At 40.3% G+C, this 17,113-nt stretch carries 18 protein-coding genes and 1 tRNA gene; 9 read left to right on the top strand and 10 right to left on the bottom strand.

All coding sequences use genetic code 11. From position 1 onward, the window contains the following. The first annotated feature begins 127 nt into the window (after window positions 1–127). The gene (locus WKK05_RS06300; RefSeq protein ID WP_341528913.1) at window positions 128–916 is read left to right on the top strand and encodes a DUF1868 domain-containing protein; all 789 of its coding nucleotides are present in this window, start codon (window positions 128–130) and stop codon (window positions 914–916) included. 241 nt (window positions 917–1,157) lie between these two features. Here the strand turns inward: WKK05_RS06300 and WKK05_RS06295 are convergent, their stop codons facing one another. Both WKK05_RS06295 and WKK05_RS06290 read right to left on the bottom strand, forming a co-directional pair. Then, entirely contained in the window at window positions 1,158–1,880 is a 723-nt protein-coding gene (locus WKK05_RS06295) for a carbonic anhydrase (RefSeq protein WP_341531035.1), read from the bottom strand. 248 nt (window positions 1,881–2,128) lie between these two features. Beyond that, entirely contained in the window at window positions 2,129–2,620 is a 492-nt protein-coding gene (locus WKK05_RS06290; protein WP_341528912.1) for a DUF1499 domain-containing protein, read from the bottom strand. A 353-nt stretch (window positions 2,621–2,973) separates the two neighbouring features. On the opposite strand from WKK05_RS06290, the gene WKK05_RS06285 reads away from it, so the two are divergent. From WKK05_RS06285 to WKK05_RS06275, 3 genes are all read left to right on the top strand, one after another. Next, window positions 2,974–3,672, top strand: a complete 699-nt coding sequence (locus WKK05_RS06285; protein ID WP_341528911.1) for a pentapeptide repeat-containing protein — start codon at window positions 2,974–2,976, stop codon at window positions 3,670–3,672. Window positions 3,673–3,746: 74 nt separating this feature from the next. Beyond that, window positions 3,747–4,184 (top strand): (2Fe-2S) ferredoxin domain-containing protein, encoded by a 438-nt coding sequence (locus tag WKK05_RS06280; RefSeq protein ID WP_341528910.1) that lies wholly within the window; start codon window positions 3,747–3,749, stop codon window positions 4,182–4,184. Between the two features lies 1 nt (window position 4,185). Continuing rightward, window positions 4,186–4,458 carry a hypothetical protein gene (locus WKK05_RS06275; RefSeq protein ID WP_341528909.1) on the top strand — a complete coding sequence of 91 codons (273 nt, stop codon included), beginning with the start codon at window positions 4,186–4,188 and terminating at the stop codon, window positions 4,456–4,458. A gap of 77 nt (window positions 4,459–4,535) precedes the next feature. On the opposite strand, the gene WKK05_RS06270 is transcribed toward WKK05_RS06275, so the two are convergent. From WKK05_RS06270 to WKK05_RS06240, 7 genes are all read right to left on the bottom strand, one after another. Beyond that, window positions 4,536–5,264 carry an ABC transporter ATP-binding protein gene (locus WKK05_RS06270; protein ID WP_341528908.1) on the bottom strand — a complete coding sequence of 243 codons (729 nt, stop codon included), beginning with the start codon at window positions 5,262–5,264 and terminating at the stop codon, window positions 4,536–4,538. A 73-nt stretch (window positions 5,265–5,337) separates the two neighbouring features. Then, window positions 5,338–5,565, bottom strand: coding sequence for a ferredoxin family protein (locus WKK05_RS06265; RefSeq protein WP_341528907.1), 228 nt, complete (start codon window positions 5,563–5,565; stop codon window positions 5,338–5,340). A gap of 238 nt (window positions 5,566–5,803) precedes the next feature. After that, on the bottom strand, window positions 5,804–7,015 hold the full coding sequence (locus WKK05_RS06260; RefSeq protein WP_341528906.1) for an ATP phosphoribosyltransferase regulatory subunit: 1,212 nt from the start codon (window positions 7,013–7,015) through the stop codon (window positions 5,804–5,806). Next, window positions 7,015–7,959, bottom strand: coding sequence for a J domain-containing protein (locus WKK05_RS06255; protein WP_341528905.1), 945 nt, complete (start codon window positions 7,957–7,959; stop codon window positions 7,015–7,017). Before WKK05_RS06255 ends, WKK05_RS06260 begins: the two co-directional genes overlap by 1 nt. A gap of 196 nt (window positions 7,960–8,155) precedes the next feature. Beyond that, window positions 8,156–8,968 carry an inositol monophosphatase family protein gene (locus tag WKK05_RS06250; RefSeq protein WP_341528904.1) on the bottom strand — a complete coding sequence of 271 codons (813 nt, stop codon included), beginning with the start codon at window positions 8,966–8,968 and terminating at the stop codon, window positions 8,156–8,158. Window positions 8,969–9,090: 122 nt separating this feature from the next. After that, window positions 9,091–9,654 (bottom strand): thermonuclease family protein, encoded by a 564-nt coding sequence (locus WKK05_RS06245; RefSeq protein WP_341528903.1) that lies wholly within the window; start codon window positions 9,652–9,654, stop codon window positions 9,091–9,093. Next, window positions 9,644–10,012 carry a 2Fe-2S iron-sulfur cluster-binding protein gene (locus WKK05_RS06240; RefSeq protein WP_341528902.1) on the bottom strand — a complete coding sequence of 123 codons (369 nt, stop codon included), beginning with the start codon at window positions 10,010–10,012 and terminating at the stop codon, window positions 9,644–9,646. Before WKK05_RS06240 ends, WKK05_RS06245 begins: the two co-directional genes overlap by 11 nt. A 105-nt stretch (window positions 10,013–10,117) precedes the next feature. Here WKK05_RS06240 and WKK05_RS06235 point away from each other — a divergent pair. Continuing rightward, window positions 10,118–10,202, top strand: a tRNA-Ser gene (locus WKK05_RS06235). 365 nt (window positions 10,203–10,567) lie between these two features. Here the strand turns inward: WKK05_RS06235 and WKK05_RS06230 are convergent. Continuing rightward, on the bottom strand, window positions 10,568–11,392 hold the full coding sequence (locus tag WKK05_RS06230; protein WP_341528901.1) for an ATP-grasp domain-containing protein: 825 nt from the start codon (window positions 11,390–11,392) through the stop codon (window positions 10,568–10,570). A 128-nt stretch (window positions 11,393–11,520) separates the two neighbouring features. Here WKK05_RS06230 and WKK05_RS06225 point away from each other — a divergent pair, with 128 nt between their 5' ends. The 4 genes from WKK05_RS06225 to WKK05_RS06210 all read left to right on the top strand — a co-directional run bounded on the left by WKK05_RS06225 (window position 11,521) and on the right by WKK05_RS06210 (window position 17,007). After that, the gene (locus WKK05_RS06225) at window positions 11,521–12,294 is read left to right on the top strand and encodes a nucleoside phosphorylase (protein WP_341528900.1); all 774 of its coding nucleotides are present in this window, start codon (window positions 11,521–11,523) and stop codon (window positions 12,292–12,294) included. A gap of 376 nt (window positions 12,295–12,670) precedes the next feature. Beyond that, window positions 12,671–13,234: a retropepsin-like aspartic protease gene (locus WKK05_RS06220; RefSeq protein WP_341528899.1), complete on the top strand. Its 564-nt coding sequence runs from the start codon at window positions 12,671–12,673 to the stop codon at window positions 13,232–13,234. A gap of 169 nt (window positions 13,235–13,403) precedes the next feature. Further along, a complete protein-coding gene (locus tag WKK05_RS06215) occupies window positions 13,404–14,264 on the top strand; it encodes a GH25 family lysozyme (RefSeq protein ID WP_341528898.1) in 861 nt (286 codons plus the stop codon). 325 nt (window positions 14,265–14,589) lie between these two features. After that, complete coding sequence (locus tag WKK05_RS06210) at window positions 14,590–17,007, top strand: DUF4082 domain-containing protein (RefSeq protein WP_341528897.1); 2,418 nt, start codon at window positions 14,590–14,592, stop codon at window positions 17,005–17,007. Window positions 17,008–17,113 lie beyond the last annotated feature (106 nt).

The raw sequence follows: 17,113 nt of genomic DNA, 5'->3' as shown, positions 1-17,113 counted from the left end.
TTTTGCCTTCTCCCCTCTCCCAAAAAACCTTCCATTCCACAAAAAAGCTAAATACTTTTTAAATCACTCAGTTAATCGAGATAATTTTCCCTAAAATCTATGCAGTGAGAGCGCGAGGCTAAGAAGATTGGACGACAATTATCAAACCTACTTAAATCGGGTAGCAAGAATGCTGCTGCCAGAAGCTTACAAATCCCAAGTCCAGCATATCCAGGAATCTTCTAAGTTTCAGTTGCATTCTGGGGCGAGACAAGCAGTGCCTTTTCCTGGCTATACGCTAATTACCCCGTCTGCGGATGAAGAATCAGAAAACTCCACTTTCTATGCCAAATTAAAAGCTTACCAGCAGGAACTTTTACAGTTGCCTGTTAACAGTGATTTGATTATCCCTGTACCCCCTGCGAGCTTTCATTTTACTTTGGCAGATTTGATTTGGGACAGTGCTTACCGTCACGCCTATGAAAAAAATCCTGAATTTGAACAACAATTACACTCTTGCTGTAATGAAATATTTCAGCAATATCAACAATCCATAACACGCGGAACTAATCCGATTTCTTGGCAAATGCTGGGATTGATTGTAATGCCAAGAGCTATAGCTGTTTGTTTAGTACCCAAGGATGAACGCTCTTATGACCAGATTATTAAATTTCGCCGTACAATTTATCAAAATCCCAAGTTAATTGCTTTGGGCATTGAACAAAATTATCACTTTACAGCCCATATTACTTTAGCCTATTTTGGGCAGATTTCCCCTGATCTAGACCGCGGCAAATTCAGCACCTTGCTTTCTCAGTTGAATCAGCAATGGTTGATGGATTCCCCAGAATTTTTGATTCACCGCGTCGAACTGCGAAAATTTGACGACATGACGCGCTATTATCGTGAACCAGATTGGCCAAGTTTAGATTTTTGAACTTGAAGTTACGTTAGCTAGATTATGATTTAGGAATTAGTAATAGGTAATAGGGAGTGCTTTAGAAGTTTACCTGTTACCTATTTATTTTATAGATATAACTAAGAACGAAAGTTAATTAAGTAGTGCAGTGCAACACACCATTTTGAACTCGTCTATTACGGTGCGTTAGGCGTTCCGCCGTAACATACCCTACATTTGCTTCTTACGTTTTTTTAGGTTGAGCTACTTAGTTGAAACTTTAACTAATAATATTAACTTTACCAGTGTCAATATCGTAACAAGCACCAATAATTTTTAGTTTGCCTGCACTGAGAGATTTGGCCAAAATTATTGAGCTTTCCTGCAATTTTTCAGCCTGATATTGAATGTTAGCTATAACTACATCCTGGGTTATGTCGCCCGTCGTTAACTTTACCCTTTCTATAGATGGTTTGATACCCTCAACTATCAAACTAATTCTGCCAGGAGGTGGTTCGTTTTTGATTGCTTCTGCTACTGCGCCGCATCTTTTGTGACCTAAAACTACAATCAATTGAGAACCTAATACTGCTGTAGAATATTCTAGACTACCTATAACCGTGTCGCTAACAAGATTACCAGCCACTCGCACGACAAACAAATCTCCAAGCCCCTGATCAAAAACAATTTCCGCTGGTACTCTGGAATCTGCACAACCCAAGATGGAAGCAAAAGGATATTGAGCTTTAGCCACTAGTCGCAGACGTTCTAGTGATTGATCAGGATATTTACGTTTTTGATGTATAAATCTTTGGTTACCATCCAGCAAACGTCTAAGAGCTTCATTAGGACTGACTGGATTGGGGTTGGCTGGATGAACGTCAGCAACTGCAACTTGCTCTGTATTCCAAAGGCGATCGCTAACAGCAGCAGCTGTAATACCTAGCACACCTGCCATTTGTAAAAAATTACGACGTCCTATAAATCCATTAATTCGACTCATCAATCGACCTGCACCTGACAACAGCTTTGTGGTTGTCAGGAACATATCAGACTTATGGGGGATGCAAGAGTACCCTTAGACACGATTTAAGAGTCATTTAATCTTGAGGGATTGGGATTGAGCCTCTCCCACAGCCTCCAACCTCAACGGCGATTATGGGCTGCGTTTTCAACCTGCAACTACAAAACAAACGCGTTCAACAATGTTGCTTTGATTATAGATTTCACGGTTAAAGGAACTTCGATGTGTCAAATGTTTAAATCGCGCAGAGCCAGACGAATTTGCTCAACGCGTCTACGGTTAACACCAAAATCCGAATCTCCTACGCGAGAGGCCGATCGCAAATGAATTACTGACTCATTAGGAGGAAAATAAAACTCTACGTCATCAACGAATTTGAAGATGCGGCTTTTAGAAAGAGCATGAATGTAATTATCTGTTTGTTCTACAACTTCTGTACGGGGAACAACCGTTAGAACTTTTAGTAGAGTTTCTCGTACTTGATTCCGATCTAGATGATAAGTGATCGGATCAATGGCGTGTTTGGGATCAGCATTTTGACTGACAACACAGTTGTCTGAAGCCGGACAAGAACTAAGATGACCACTATCAACTCCCAAGGTAGAATAGCCAGCCCAACTAGCGTTAGGAAGTATTAAACTACCAGCTAGGGTTAGGAATAATACAAAAGTGATATTCCACAGGAGTGGTTGCACAAACGCTTTTAGCAGACGAAACATTATAAATTTACTCCTCAAGGTTTAAATAGCACTCAATTATTTTCGGTCATTTCGGCTGCTTGTTGCGAACTGTCGATTTGTTTTCAACCGAATTATCTATCCAGCTAGATGCGTACAATAGTACTATTAGACTAATCTATTTATATAAATGTCTCAGAGGATGTTTAGAAAGTCTCAAAGTATACTAAAAACCCCTCTCCAAACCTCTCTCCGTTTCGGGGAGAGGCTTTGAAACTCCCATTACCTTGTACTGAATAGGAAACTAGGGGGTTAGGTTTAGGAGATTTTGTGTTAACAATAATATTTTTAAAACATCCTCTCACGATTCTCATAAAATCAATTTGTAAACTTGAATGAAAAATATAATTTTTACTAGTTTTAATAGCTTTTTAAACCGTAAAAAAGAATCTGTTTTACTATTCGACTCAATTGCTGCTGCTAATGAAGTTGCTCTGATGCTTAACGGGGAATGGGATGGCTGTAATGCTGTAGTGATAACCAAATGTGACGAGATAGCTGTAAGCACTGCGACTAAACTACTATCAGCTGAGTGGTGCTATCAAGGCGCATCAAGAGCTGTTTTAGCTAGGTTAACAACTAATGAACTTTTGCGCCGTTATGCACTTGGAGAAAGGAATTTTATTAATGCTAATTTAAAATGTGCAGTACTGACCTCAGTCAAATTGAGTCAAATTAATTTAAGCTATGCAAAATTGAGTATGGCTGATCTAAGTCAAGCTGATTTAACTCAAGCTGATTTAACTCAAGCTGATTTAAGCGAAGCCAATTTAATGGGATCTGATTTGAGTGGAGCTAACTTAATTAGAACAAATTTAACTCAAGCAGACTTGCAAAAAGTCAATCTGAGCGGGGCTAACCTAACTAGAGCAAACTTAAGTGAAGTAAACCTCATGAGTGCAAACTTAACAGGAGCAAATTTAGCATTTGCCGACCTTAGAGGCGCAAATTTTCACTTTTCTAAATTGAATGGGGCTAATTTGACAGGAGCCAAAATTATTAAAAGTGATTTGGCTTTTGCTAGCCAAGAATAATATTGTATGATCTGCGAGAACAGACTCAAGGCGAAATTTACATTATCCTGTCAGAGAAATAGATAGGGTCATCCATGAAAAAACTGCTCCGACGGATCAACGCACTGATCCAGCGCATCATTCAGCGGTTCTCATCTAATTCTCCACAACCTTCGCCTTTGAGTTATCGCCCGTCAAGCACTCCTATTCCAACTGTTTCACCCCGTTGGGAGTCTGGTTTAATACTTGTATGTTCACAGTGTGCATACGAGCAAAAAGGTAGTTCCTATCGAACTGACAGAGGCTCAACGGCTTCAGAAGAATTACAGAATTGGTTGAAATCTCGGCTAAAATTTGAAGGATTATGGGGTGAATTTCGGGTTGTCAGCACCAGTTGTTTGGGAGTTTGCCCCAAAGAGCGGATTGCTGTGGTAGTTACAAGGGATGTAGGTGGTAGCAGTAGTCAGTGCTTAATTACCGATCCGCAGAGCGATCGCGAACTTCTTTACTCATACATCAAGCAAAGATTTTAGGATGAACATTGGAATAATTGAGCCTCATAGTAGCGGTTTTTTAGAAGTTCTCCCGGAAGGTGAAGGGAGTGACTATTGGCAAATTACAGCCATACACATCAATGGGGAAGCGTTCCGTCCTAGCCCTCGGCTTTATCGTTCAGCGTCGGCGGCATTAGCAAAAGCTGCACAGATATATGATTGGATAGCTGACCACAAGCACGAAATTAATAATGGAAGTTGCTACTGCTCACCATTAAATCTCTTGCTGTGGTCTCAAGCAAAAGTATGTTAGTTGCCTTTGGATAAAGATGCGATCGCCTATTTTGTAGGAGAGCAAAAGTTTGAAAACACGCCCTAGTTAACACTTTCTCAATGCCTTTTACCTGCTCCAAGGTATAGTTCACCGACTTTAGGATCATTCAACAATTCTTCACCAGCGCCGGACATAGCATCACGTCCAGACTCCAGTACATAACCGCGATCAGCCATTTCTAAAGCTTTACGGGCATTTTGTTCCACTAATACGATCGCTGTACCTGCTTGGTTGATTTGTCTCACCTGCTCAAATACTTGGGTTACCAAGATGGGAGATAAAGCAGCAGAAGGTTCATCTAACAGTAACAAACTAGGTTCCAACATCAATGCTTTGCCCATTGCTAGCATTTGGCGCTCCCCCCCGGAGAGAGTCCCAGCGCGTTGACGACGGCGATCGCTCAGTCTAGGAAACATTGTAAATATTTTATCTTTAAGCGGTTTTAGGGGAATATTACGAACAAAAGCTCCCATTTCTAAATTTTCTTCGACACTCAGAGAGGGGAAGACATTAGCTATTTGTGGGACGTAGCACATTCCCTTTTGAACAATTTGATTTGACTTTAGCCCTACGATATTTTCATTTTTGAAGGTAATTGTGCCTATGTGGGGGGTCAAAAGCCCAAAAATAGTTTTTGCTAAAGTGGATTTACCTGCACCGTTGGGGCCAATTACTGTCACTAATTCCCCTGGTGCAACCCGAAAATTGACACCTTGTAGAATATCTACGTCTTTGATATAGCCAGCGTGGACATTTTGAACTTCTAGTAAATAATCATTAGTCATTGGTCATTAGTCATTTGTGATTTGTCGGTGGTCAGTGGCAATAAACAACTGATAACTGACCACTGACTATGAACTATTGCGGAGTTTTTTGCAACTCTGGTCGTTCTTCTGCGATGATCGCCCCTTCTACCGGGCAAACTTGGAGACATATGCCACAGTCGATGCAGGTGGAAAAGTCAATCCAGTACCAATCAGTCCCCTTAGCGTTTTTGCCTGGCCCATCATGAATACAAGCCACTGGACAAGCATCTACGCAGTCAGCAACGCCTTCACAGACTTCTGTAACAATCGTGTGCGGCATATCCTTGATTCCCTCTGTATATAAAATAAATCGGCTATTTCTAGCCTAGCAGGGGAGTGAGGACTGGGGAGTGGGGAGTGGGGACTGGGGAGACAAGGGGGACAAGGAGGACAAGGGGGACAAGGGAGACAAAATATAATTTCTGCCTCCTTCCATATGACAAATGACAAATGACAAATGACTAATGACTAATACCCTATTCCCTATTCCCTATGCCCTATGCCCTATAAACATTCACTTAACTCAATGATTCGATTGTGGGTGAACCATCGGGTTTGATCCAGGCAATTTGGGCAATGCTGCGATCGCGTGCATATTGGCGGATAGCTTCTGCATCTCTTCCGCCCAAATCCATTTCTACCCGCACTAGATGGGTAGAAGTTCTCAGTTTTTGAGCATAGGCAAAGGCAGCAGCCTCAGCACTCGATGTTTCTGGTACTACCAGCCAGTTACTAGCTGGGGTAGTTTGTGGTAATTGCTGAGTAGACAAAAGTACTTGGTATAAATCTTCTATGTTGAGTACAAAACCAATGCCGGGGATATTTTCTCCTTGAGGATGATATAGTCCCAAAAGCTTGTCGTAGCGACCACCCTGCCCTAAAACTCTGGCTTGCGACTCCATATCAGTCACAACTTCAAAGACTATCCCAGTGTAGTAGTCTATGGTTTGAATCAGGCTGAGGTCAAGGATTAACGGAAAATTGCGCTCTGATTCTAGTAGTTCAACTAAGGATTTGAGGTTATTTACCGCTTCTTGCTGCGCTTCGTCTAAATCTAAGCTGCTGACTTTTTGCAATACTTCGGTACTCGTGCCGCGCAAATCTAGCATGATTCTGGCACGTTGACGCAGTTCCTCGCTCAGTGGCAAATTATCTATGGTAATGCGATCTAGATGAGCGATCGCACTGCGAACTTTATCCTGTAAATGAGCGGGAAAAGCATTTAGGAGCGATCGGGTGATCCCCGCTTCACCTAAAATTAAATGCCATCTCCGTAAACCTAGTGCTGCTAAACAATCTGCTACCAACAGCAGTACTTCTGCATTAGCCAGCAACCCACCCGTACCTAATAATTCAACTCCAGCTTGATAAAATTCCTGCTGGCTATTGTGTTTACTTTTCCAGGTGCGACGGAAAACATTGGCGTTGTAGTATAACCGCTGTGGATAAGTTACACCTGCCATCCGAGTAACAACGGTGCGGGCAATAGACGCCGTTAATTCTGGACGCAGCCCTAATTCATCATCTTCGGTATTTTGCAATTGAATCACCATCTGGCGCTGGATTGCTTCCCCTGCCATCAGGGTATCCATACGCTCTAGAGTTGAGGTGATAATCCTGTGATATCCCCAACGGTGAAATACCTGCTGTAACCTATCTTCAATCCAGCGTTTTTTTGCCACATCCAAGGGCAATAAATCCCTGGCTCCTGCTGCTGGTTGATACACCATTATTTTTTCTTCCCACCAAACAAACCACCAAACAAACCATTGCCCCCAGACTTATCTGGTTGCTTACCTCCTTCATGAGGAGGTGTACTCACTTTAGTAACATTAGATTGTACCCCTAAAGCTTTATCTATTTTAGGTTTCCATTGCAACGCTGTTTGGTCGTTAGGGTCTAATTTGAGAGCATTATCAAAGTGAATTTTTGCCATTTTTAACTGATTTTGCTTTAAATACACCAATGCAATCAAGCTATGGCAGCGACTATTCTTCGGCTCTAGCTTCAATCCATCCTGCAACTCTACTTTGGCTTGGGCAAATTGGTTTTTGTCAATCAAAGATTGAGCGCGACGGATGTACTGTTCGACGATTGAGTCTTCTTTAGCTGGGGCTGGGGCTGGTGCTGGTGCTGTATTTGGCTTAGGTGTAGCTGAGTTAGTTTTTGGTTGAGTTGGGGGCGGTGGTGCAGATACTTTGCCTGCACTCCGCATTAAATATACTAAGTTCAACTCACTAACTTGGGCGATAACTTGTAGTACTTCTTGTAAAGAATCATATTGAGTTTCTGCGATTTTAGCGATCGCACTTCTATAAGAATGGTCGATATTATTAGCACCAGCTAACTGTCTAGCCAAGTCTGTATGCAGTTCTACGGTAGTAGGTTCTTGTACTAAGCGCTTGCCCACTTGTGACAACATGAGAATATATTCCGCACGAGTGCCTTCTTTAGAAAGTTTTTCGTAAGCTGGGTTCACTAACTTAGATAACAACTCGTTGGCTAGCTGTTTGTCTGTAGGGTTTGCAGTACTAATATCTGGGTGCAAGCTACGGGCGATTTTTAGATAGCGTTTGCGGATATCTTTGACATCAGCATTAACTGGAACGCACAAAACTGCGTGATGATCAATGAAATCATATTTAAAAAGTCCACGATCTATTTTGGAAGACATAGAGCGGTGTTGCACCAAAGGGGCAGTTAGATTTTTTCTAGTTTACTTCGCTTGATCAGTAGTAGTCAGTAGCAAATTGTCATTTGTCATTTGTCATTGGTCATTTGTCATATGGAAGGAGACAGGAATTATATTTTGTCTCTCTTGTCTCCCTTGTCCCCCCTGCTCCCTGCCCCCTGCCCCTCTTCCCCACTCCTCATTGCCAGGCTGACAGCGGCGGAGTTTGTAGAAGTTCATGGCTAAGCTTGTCATGAATATAACCATTGGTAGCCAGAATTCTACCTGATTCAATTTTTAAAGGAGTGCGATCATAGGCAGTAACTTTACCCCCAGCTTCTTGTAATAAAATTATCCCAGCGACAATATCCCAAGGAGAAAGCCCTCGTTCCCAGTAGCCATCAAGTCGCCCACAGGCTACATGCGCTAAATCTAAGGATGCTGAACCGCTACGCCTGACTCCTTGAGTCAGATGGGTGAGATGACAAAATTCTGCATAGTTGTTGTCAGATGTTTCGCGACGATCATAGGCAAATCCCGTTACTAAAAGGCTTTTACTCAGTTCTGAAGTTTGTGAAACTTTGATGGGACGACGGTTACGTGTTGCTCCTAAACCAGCAGCAGCACGGAATAACTCATTATGTAATGGGTCGTAAATTACACCAACTTGCGGAATATTATCAATTAACAGCCCAATGGAAACAGCGAAAAATGGGTATTGATGGGCGTAGTTAGTTGTGCCATCTAAAGGGTCGATTGCCCAAAGGTATTGATTCTCCTGATTTCCTAGTTTGCCTGATTCTTCAGCGAGTATGGAGTGTTGGGGAAAGTGGCGGTGCAAGACTTCTAAAATCAACTTTTCTGAGGCTTTATCAGCGGCGGTGACTAAATCTCCAGGGCGTCCTTTTTCAATAATTGCATCCTCTAACTTACCCAAGTAATCTTGCAATAAAGCACCAGCCGTTAGTGCCGCTTCCGTGGCAATGTCTAGGAAAATTTGTAGATTTGTCATTAGTCATTAGTCATTGGTCATTGGTCACTTGTCATTTGTCATATGGAAGGAGGCAGGAATTATATTTTGTCTCTCTTGTCTCCCTTGTCCACCCTGCTCCCCTGCTCCCCTGCTCCCTGCTCTTAAAGATTTTGGCGGCGAAATTCATTAGGAGTAAGGCGCATGGGTTTGTCTGGGTTCCAAATTCCTTGCCCCATGAGTCTAGCCCATTGTTGAGCGCGTTCTAAACGTTGGTCATATTTATGGTTGGGCGATCGCGTTACAAATAGTGCATTCCCTTGTTTGACCAATTCTTCATTTAACAACACCTTATTTTTCCACACATAAGCCAAAGTTCGCCCGATTTTGTCTTTCGCTTCTAAATCAAACTCCAGCGTTACCGATTGTTCTGTGCCGCCAATTAGATTCTCTAACTGTTCTTTTGCTTGTTCTCCCCAAGGCCGTTGTCGCAAATCTGGTGCATCAACACCAACTAACCGCACCTGGGAAATCAAATTTGGTTGTTCAGCCATGCCTAATACTTCTAAGCTTTGGCCACTGACTACCCGCGCTACTTTCACGTCAGCCTGATTGTTCGCTTGCTGATTTTTGCCCTGGCAACTCACTAGAAGCAACAAGCAAGCTAAAATAGCGATTTTTCGCGCCCAAGCGCCAAGACTTTTAATTTTTAACTGGTTACTCTTCATCTAACGGTAAACCCGCTTTAACTCTCCCTCTAGCAAAATAACGCCCAAACTGGAGTTCATAAACTTCATCTTCGTCTTGTGTCTCCACTTCTAAGTCAGAACGGGGATAACTCACACACAGCAACGCATAACCTTGCCGACGCAACTCTGGCGACAATCCAACCGCCTCCGGTTGGTAAATTTCTCCCGATAAGACTCTAACAGCACAAGTGGTACAAGCCCCATTCCGACAAGAAAACGGCAGTTCTACTCCTTGTTTTTCGCCACTGTGCAAAATGTAGCGGTCTTCTGGCACTTCCAGGGTGTATTCAGTATTGGTGGCGCGATCGCGAACTCTAATTGTGTATGTACGAGACATCTTGTTTGGGATTTAGAATTGGAACTTTCAAATTTAATCTAAAATTCCTGCTTTTATCTTTGCATTTTTTGGAATTTTAGAGTAAGATTGTAATTCGTGACATCTGGAGAGATGGCCGAGTGGTTGAAGGCGCAGCACTGGAAATGCTGTTTAGGGCAACTTAACCAGGGTTCGAATCCCTGTCTCTCCGTTTTAAAGTAAGCAGGGTAAGGGTTTTAGCTCTTGCCCTTTACTATTTTACCTTTTTGTGAGTGTGAAAGTTGTGAAATAGATTGGTGAAGTTGGTTGAAGAATTGGTTGAGAAAAAATCACCTCTATTTCACCGCTGGCAATGTCAGCAGTCAAGGCAGCTTTTTAACGCAAAGGTAGGCGGAGGTTTTCTAAAGATAATTTGTTATGTCCCAAAATAATTAGGTGCATCTTAATATAGAGAATTGGTATTAGAGCGATCGCATTTGCATTGTAAGTTAGGTCACCCAACTATAGTAGGGTGCGTTGTTGTGCAGTGCAACGCTTTTTCCGCAGCCTACGGCAAACACATCCTTACAATTAAAGTTAGTCGTTTACAGCTTCGTAATCTTCTAAAGCTGCTTTTGCACCGGCTTCTATAATCAAGCTCAAATCACATCCATACTCTCCACTACAGCTAAAAGAACCAAGTTCTAGTACATAAAGTTCCTCTTCTGATTCGCAGATGTCTACTGTGTAAAGAGATTCTGGATACCATTTCACAACCTTTAATACGTCACTAAGGTAGCTTTCTAAATAGCCGCCCTTAATCGTTTCATCAATTCTTTCTTCTCCAACTAGATAGAGGGAGCCAGTAATAATTTGATTTTTATAAACGAAGAATCTCCACTCTTTGGTGATTGGCTTCTTACTACTGACTAATACAAAAGTTGTTTCATCTCTTTTGAGTTCGCTTCCTAAAAACTCTATAGTATTTAATACCTTTAGGTTAAAAACTCCGGCACGAAATGATTTCATATTACTATCAGGTCTGATAAATAAGTCCCCATCAGAACTAAAATATTCTAGAATTTCTTCTCGCCTGCGGATTAGTTCACCTAAAGAAATAAAAAAATACTTATTATTGAGTAAGTATTGACCAAAATAAGTATAGTAGGTAGAACAACGAAGATTCTTTTCATCCATATAGGCCCCAGGAATCCAAGAAGTTCGTAAAATATTCCGACCTAAATTTAGAGTTCCTCGAAATAAAACACACTCATGTTCAGGAAAATATTGATTTGCATCACTGGAATGAAATTTAAGGTAGCTTGTCTCTTTCCACTTGTAGCCTTGGCTTTGCAATTTTTCTAGAAATTGCTCATCAGCATCAAAAATATTTCTTTCAATTAGCCAATTTACCTTTTTCATAGTTTTCCTATATTATCATTTTATCAATATAATTATTTTGCAAAAATTAATGTCAGTGATATATATTTTTCACCAAAATGGCAAATAATTGAAACACTTTAATTTTGCGTTACTGTACTCTAAACTATATGACTAGTAAACGCTTCTATCACATTGGCTTTGGACAAGAAGATTTGGGATCATCGCCTCCTCGCATCGCTTTATTATCTGGTGATCCTGAACGTGCGGCTTTCATTGCTCAAACTTATTTGCACAATGTGCATTTGTTGTCGGAGAATCGGGGGCTCAATAGCTATGTAGGATACTTATCAAATGGTCGCCCTATTTTATCAGCTAGCAGTGGTATGGGTGCGCCTTCGTTGAGTATTGTAGTCAATGAGTTAATACAAGTAGGAATAAAGCAAATTATTCGGATTGGAACTTGTGGCTCAATTCAACCTTATATCAGTGTCGGCAGCATTATTATTAGTAATGCAGCATTGTGTCGCCAGGGTGCAGCCAATGACATTGCACCTGTAGAATATCCAGCCGCAGCTGATCCGTTTCTCACAGTTGCATTAGTGAAAGCAGCAAGAGAATTAGAGGTTGAACATTACGTAGGAATTACGGCATCAGTAGATACTTTTTACGAAGGACAAGAACGCACAGATTCAGCAAATCCAAATTTAATGCGATCGCTACATGGAATTACAGAAGAATATCAGCGCTTAAATGTCTTGAACTACGAGATGGAATGCGGTACGTTATTCAAAATGGCAGGAGTGTATAATTTTGCTGCTGCTGCTGTTTGCGGTGTAGTTGCTCAACGTAGTGTTGCTGAAAATATCGTTTTGTCTAAGAAGGATATTGCTGTAAAGAATGCGATCGCAGTTGCTGTACACGTAGCTGCAAACTTTGATTAAATCAGCAAATATCTAGCTACATCAAATTTAAGCTTTCATTATTTAATACTCTTGAAAAATTTTTTGCTACATAATTAATAGACTGTAACAGCACACAGTTGTGCCACGCTAATCATGCGGTTTAGGTAGTTTTATCATGTCTTTACTTAAACTTTATTTATCAATTAGTGATTATAGGTAATATGTATTGAATAAGATACTATTTCATCTTATAAAAACACATAAATACAAAATAAAAGATGCTTACAAGTAACTTCGGGATTAATTAATACTGCATTATAGTGTAATTTGTGTTAATTACTAAGTGCTAATTTTTACAAAAAGTTCTGGTATTAAGTTATCAATAAATATAGGAAAATTCGGAGAAAAAAATAAAATGAATAAAGCTTGGAGGTGTTGGAGAACAAGCATTAACCTAGCTTTGATAGTAGCAATACCGATGTTGATATATTTACCATTTTCCCATCAGGCAACAGCGGAAGATCCAGGAGCATGTTTTATGATCACGTCCTCTGGTAAAACCGTAGGATTAGCAAACCTTTGTGGGACAACTGCACCCTTAGAGAACGATAGTAGAGTTTTTCGAGTTCCTATTAAACGCCGTCTTGGTGGAACTCCGATAATTGATGTTACCTTCAACGATAAACAAACCTTTGAGATGGTTATGGATACTGGTGCAACCGGCACAGTGATTACTCAAGAGATGGCAAGTACACTCAAACTCCAGGCTACAGGTAGAATGCAAGCTCAAATTGCTGATGGGAGCCTAGTACAATTTTTTACTGGTAAGGTAAAATCTATTGCAGTCGGTGGAGTTACAGCCAATAATCTTCAGGTAGCGATCGCTCCAAAAGCAGGCATTGGATTACTGGGTCACGATTTCTTTGGTAATTACGATATTAAAATTTTAGAGAAACAGGTGGAATTTCAGCTTCGCTAACAGGAGCCACAAATAAAACAGGTTTCATATTTTACTTTTAAACCTAGACTTTGTACTTAATTAACTTACAAATTGTAAATATTTTACCTAAGACACATAAGATTTCCATAAAAACTTGATAGGTCTTTGTAGTGAGTAAAGTATTCTCTTATACAAGGGCAGACAACTTATGTCAACAGTTGAAGGTATTGACGTTGCTGAATTCAGCGGGAATATCGATTGGGAAAAAGTAAAAGGTCAGGGTATTCGCTTTGCTTTTGCCAGAGTTAACTATGGAACCAGGAATAAGGATACTCAGTTTGCGTCTTACTGGGCTGCCATTAAGAAAGCTGATATTATCCGTGGGGCATATCTCTTCTATCGTCCTTCTGAAGATATTGACCCTCAAGTAACAATGTTTGCTCAAACTCTGGAAATAGAACCAGGTGACCTCCCACCAGTCGTAGACATTGAACAAGACTACTACAATCATGGGGAGAATGATCATTGGGATGACTTAAGTCAGACAGAAAGGGTTAACCGGGTTGCCAAGGTCTTATCTGCCGTAGAAACTGCTACAGGCTATAAACCGATCATCTACACTGGGCCTAGCTTTTGGAACGATAAGATTAAGACTTCACGTTTTGCTGATTATGACCTGTGGATTGCACATTATAAAACAAATACTCCTAAGATTCCCGGCGGTTGGAACCTTTATACTTTCCACCAGTACGAAGGGGATCAAAAAGGTTTTCCTGGTATCCAAGGTGATGTAGACCGTAACCGATTCAATGGTACTCTTGATCGTCTCCAAGCTTTAACAGTTCCTGCTGTTGCACTTCAACAAGGCCGTATCGGCCCGAAGGTGAAGAAGTTGCAGCAGGCTTTGAAAAAAGTCGCTCAAGACTCAAGTCACCCAGAATTCGATCCAGGTGCAGTAGATGGGATGTTTGGGCAAGGTACTAAAAAAGCTCTAATAGCTTATCAGAAAGCCAATAGCCTCGAAGCTAATGGTATTGTTGCACCTGGAGATAAATTAGCGATCGCCTAAGCTATAGATTCGACTGTTAACAAATACAAATACCCTAAATTACGTCTCTAGGTTACACAAAACCAAAAAAGCATTTTTCTACAATCGGTTACCACTATATTTCTAAAACGTAAATTATAGTGGTTTTTAATTGTGTGCAAATTAAAAGTACTTTTACCTTAATAGCTTGATCATCTTATACTATATTCCACTCAAGCACGAATCTCTAAAGTACCCTCAAGGGTACTTTTTTTTAAAACTTTATCAATACTAAACTATAGCAACAGCACTTAACCTTTGTAAAGAAGCTGTTAACTATTCAAATATCATACATGAGTAACTTAATATGCCTACCGCAACAGAGCCTAATTTTATTGATTATATAATCAGTAATGACACAAATATTCAAAGTTTTACATTATTTGAGAATAAAGATCCCAGATTTGATGGTGCAATTAATGGTGGTAGCACATCATTAGTTTCTGGCGATGATAAACCTTATGATATTGGTTTTAAATTTAAATCTTCTCAACCTGGTAAAATTAAAGCTCTTAGGTGTTGGATATCCTCCCAAGATAATATCAATCAACCTCATAAAGCTAGACTATGGGATGCTGAAACACAGCAGAAATTAGCTGAGGTTACATTCACAAATATTATTGGCGATGCTTGGAATGAAGCAGTCTTATCTACACCAATTGATATTCAACCTAACAAAGTTTATATCGTCTCTGCTGATGTGCTGAAAAACTTACCCCGACAAGGTAGTTTTTTTGTCACACCTTTTCTCAAAGGCCCAATCACAGCACTAGCTACAAGCGAATCTCCAAATGGTGTATTTGCTTATTATGATTTAGATGGAGGATATGACGATCCAGCTTTGGCTCCCGTTTTTCCTCAAAGAAGTTTTGAAAATAGTTACTACTATCAAGATATTGTTTTTGAGACTCAGGCTCAACCTCCAACGCTCCGAGTGAGAGAGCATGTTACAAATCATCCCATCTTTTTAGAAAATCTCAAACCTGGGACTGAAAATTGGCTGCCAACTAGCTATGCTACTCGGCTAGAGATTGCTGCTTTTATGTCTGCTGAATCTATTAATAAAGGCGAGACAATAGATATCAAGGCAAACGTTCTTACTCCTAGTAATATTAAGATTGAAGTTTATAGATTAGGATATTACGGGGGGATAGGGGCAAGATTAGTTAAAAGCGACGATAATATTGCTGTAAATAAACAGTCTATATCTGATGAGTTAGTCGACCCAGCAAGACTACTTGTTCGTTATAACTGGGAGAAAACCTACACCATTGCAACTGATGACACTTGGGTTACTGGTTGTTATATGGTGAAACTAACCGAGAAAGTAACAACTACACAATGTTTAGCATTTTTTGTCGTCCGAGATGATGCCCTAGATTCAGACATCATCTATAAATTTGGCTTTGCAACTCATCTTGCTTACAATAGTTTTTCTTACAGGGGTGGCAATCGAAAATCAACATACTCAGGTGGCGAAAGGGCTTTGCAAATTACTCATGATCGCCCTTGGGAAGCTAATGCTTATAACCCCAGTGCAGTAAATAGTAATCCCTTACGTTGGGAATTTAATACTGTTCGCTGGCTAGAAAAAAATTCCTATCGTGTTTCTTACTGTACTGGTCAAGATATTGATAAACAAGGGTCAGCTTTTGTTAAAAAATATCGCACGTTTATGAATAGTGGCCATGATGAATACTGGAGTTTTAAAGAATATAAGGCTATTAAAGAAGCAATAGAATCTGGTGTAAATATTGTTTCACTTTCAGCCAATACTTGTTATTGGAATATCAAATGGCAAGATAATTATAGAGTAGCTGACCTTTATAAACTGAATGAACCTTTAGCAGGGGGCGTTGTAAGTAACTATATAGAAGACATTTTTAACTCTCCTCCTACTTATCGCTTTCGTAATCCACAATTATTTAATCAAACATTTGATGGATGCAAAGTCACAGGTGAGTGCGGATTATTGGGCGTTGGGTATATCGGCGATATTTCTAATATTTATGCAGGCTATGACCTGACAGTAAAAAAAGAGGATAATGTTTTTAGAGGAACTGGCTTGTCTGTAGGTTCTAAAATCACTCAGTTAGTCGGTTATGAATGGGATCATATCGATCCTGATTCTCAGGCTCAGCCTCAAACTAAATCAGACACACCCAGTTTTTTAGACTCTATAATTTTTGAGTCAAATATCTCTGATCCTATTCCTCCAACTTCTAATGTCTCTGAGTCGTTTATAGGGGCTTTACCTTCAGAAGCAGTGCAGACAGCGCAAGGTGTCTACTTTACTGCTCCTAGTGGTGCTAGGGTTTTTACTGTTGGCTCCATACAATCATCTTGGGGATTGGATTCATGGGGACTAACAAGTCCTAGAGAATCTACAGCCTATAAGCGAGTAATTTACAATGTATTTGAGGACATGGGCGTATGGGGAGGATTCCCGCCACCTACGTCAGTTCAATTACTAAAACCTGTTATGACATCAAACTTTTTAAGCAACCCTCAATTAAATTCCGAGCCACATCATTTTAATAGCCTGTTGCATCAAATTTCTGCTTTAGCAAGCGAGGCTAAAGATGAGCATGTGAAGTATAAATTAGAGCTAGCGCTTAAGCAACTTAGATATGGCGATTATCAGGCAGTAAGTACATACTTAATTGATGCTGGTTATCCTGAGCTAGTTTCACAGGTTCCTAATCCCCCATCAATTGAAGAGTAAGTATATAGATAGGGTGTACAGGTTGTACACCCTAGATTTTGGTGTATTTAAGATAAATGGGAAACGCTATAGAATTATCGCAAAATTCCTAATTTGAGATTCTTTA

Source organism: Nostoc sp. UHCC 0302 (assembly GCF_038096175.1).
Lineage (GTDB): Bacteria > Cyanobacteriota > Cyanobacteriia > Cyanobacteriales > Nostocaceae > UHCC-0302.
This window is presented reverse-complemented; position numbering and strand designations above follow the sequence as displayed.

Bases quoted from the DNA above. Each gene is read 5' to 3' on its own strand.
- WKK05_RS06265 (WP_341528907.1), bottom strand. From the start codon at position 5,565: ATGCCGCACACGATTGTTACAGAAGTCTGTGAAGGCGTTGCTGACTGC.
- WKK05_RS06285 (WP_341528911.1), top strand. From the start codon at position 2,974: ATGAAAAATATAATTTTTACTAGTTTTAATAGCTTTTTAAACCGTAAA.
- WKK05_RS06220 (WP_341528899.1), top strand. From the start codon at position 12,671: ATGAATAAAGCTTGGAGGTGTTGGAGAACAAGCATTAACCTAGCTTTG.
- WKK05_RS06225 (WP_341528900.1), top strand. From the start codon at position 11,521: ATGACTAGTAAACGCTTCTATCACATTGGCTTTGGACAAGAAGATTTG.
- WKK05_RS06215 (WP_341528898.1), top strand. From the start codon at position 13,404: ATGTCAACAGTTGAAGGTATTGACGTTGCTGAATTCAGCGGGAATATC.
- WKK05_RS06295 (WP_341531035.1), bottom strand. From the start codon at position 1,880: ATGAGTCGAATTAATGGATTTATAGGACGTCGTAATTTTTTACAAATG.
- WKK05_RS06270 (WP_341528908.1), bottom strand. From the start codon at position 5,264: ATGACTAATGATTATTTACTAGAAGTTCAAAATGTCCACGCTGGCTAT.
- WKK05_RS06210 (WP_341528897.1), top strand. From the start codon at position 14,590: ATGCCTACCGCAACAGAGCCTAATTTTATTGATTATATAATCAGTAAT.
- WKK05_RS06260 (WP_341528906.1), bottom strand. From the start codon at position 7,015: ATGGTGTATCAACCAGCAGCAGGAGCCAGGGATTTATTGCCCTTGGAT.
- WKK05_RS06250 (WP_341528904.1), bottom strand. From the start codon at position 8,968: ATGACAAATCTACAAATTTTCCTAGACATTGCCACGGAAGCGGCACTA.
- WKK05_RS06255 (WP_341528905.1), bottom strand. From the start codon at position 7,959: ATGTCTTCCAAAATAGATCGTGGACTTTTTAAATATGATTTCATTGAT.
- WKK05_RS06280 (WP_341528910.1), top strand. From the start codon at position 3,747: ATGAAAAAACTGCTCCGACGGATCAACGCACTGATCCAGCGCATCATT.
- WKK05_RS06230 (WP_341528901.1), bottom strand. From the start codon at position 11,392: ATGAAAAAGGTAAATTGGCTAATTGAAAGAAATATTTTTGATGCTGAT.
- WKK05_RS06245 (WP_341528903.1), bottom strand. From the start codon at position 9,654: ATGAAGAGTAACCAGTTAAAAATTAAAAGTCTTGGCGCTTGGGCGCGA.
- WKK05_RS06240 (WP_341528902.1), bottom strand. From the start codon at position 10,012: ATGTCTCGTACATACACAATTAGAGTTCGCGATCGCGCCACCAATACT.
- WKK05_RS06275 (WP_341528909.1), top strand. From the start codon at position 4,186: ATGAACATTGGAATAATTGAGCCTCATAGTAGCGGTTTTTTAGAAGTT.
- WKK05_RS06290 (WP_341528912.1), bottom strand. From the start codon at position 2,620: ATGTTTCGTCTGCTAAAAGCGTTTGTGCAACCACTCCTGTGGAATATC.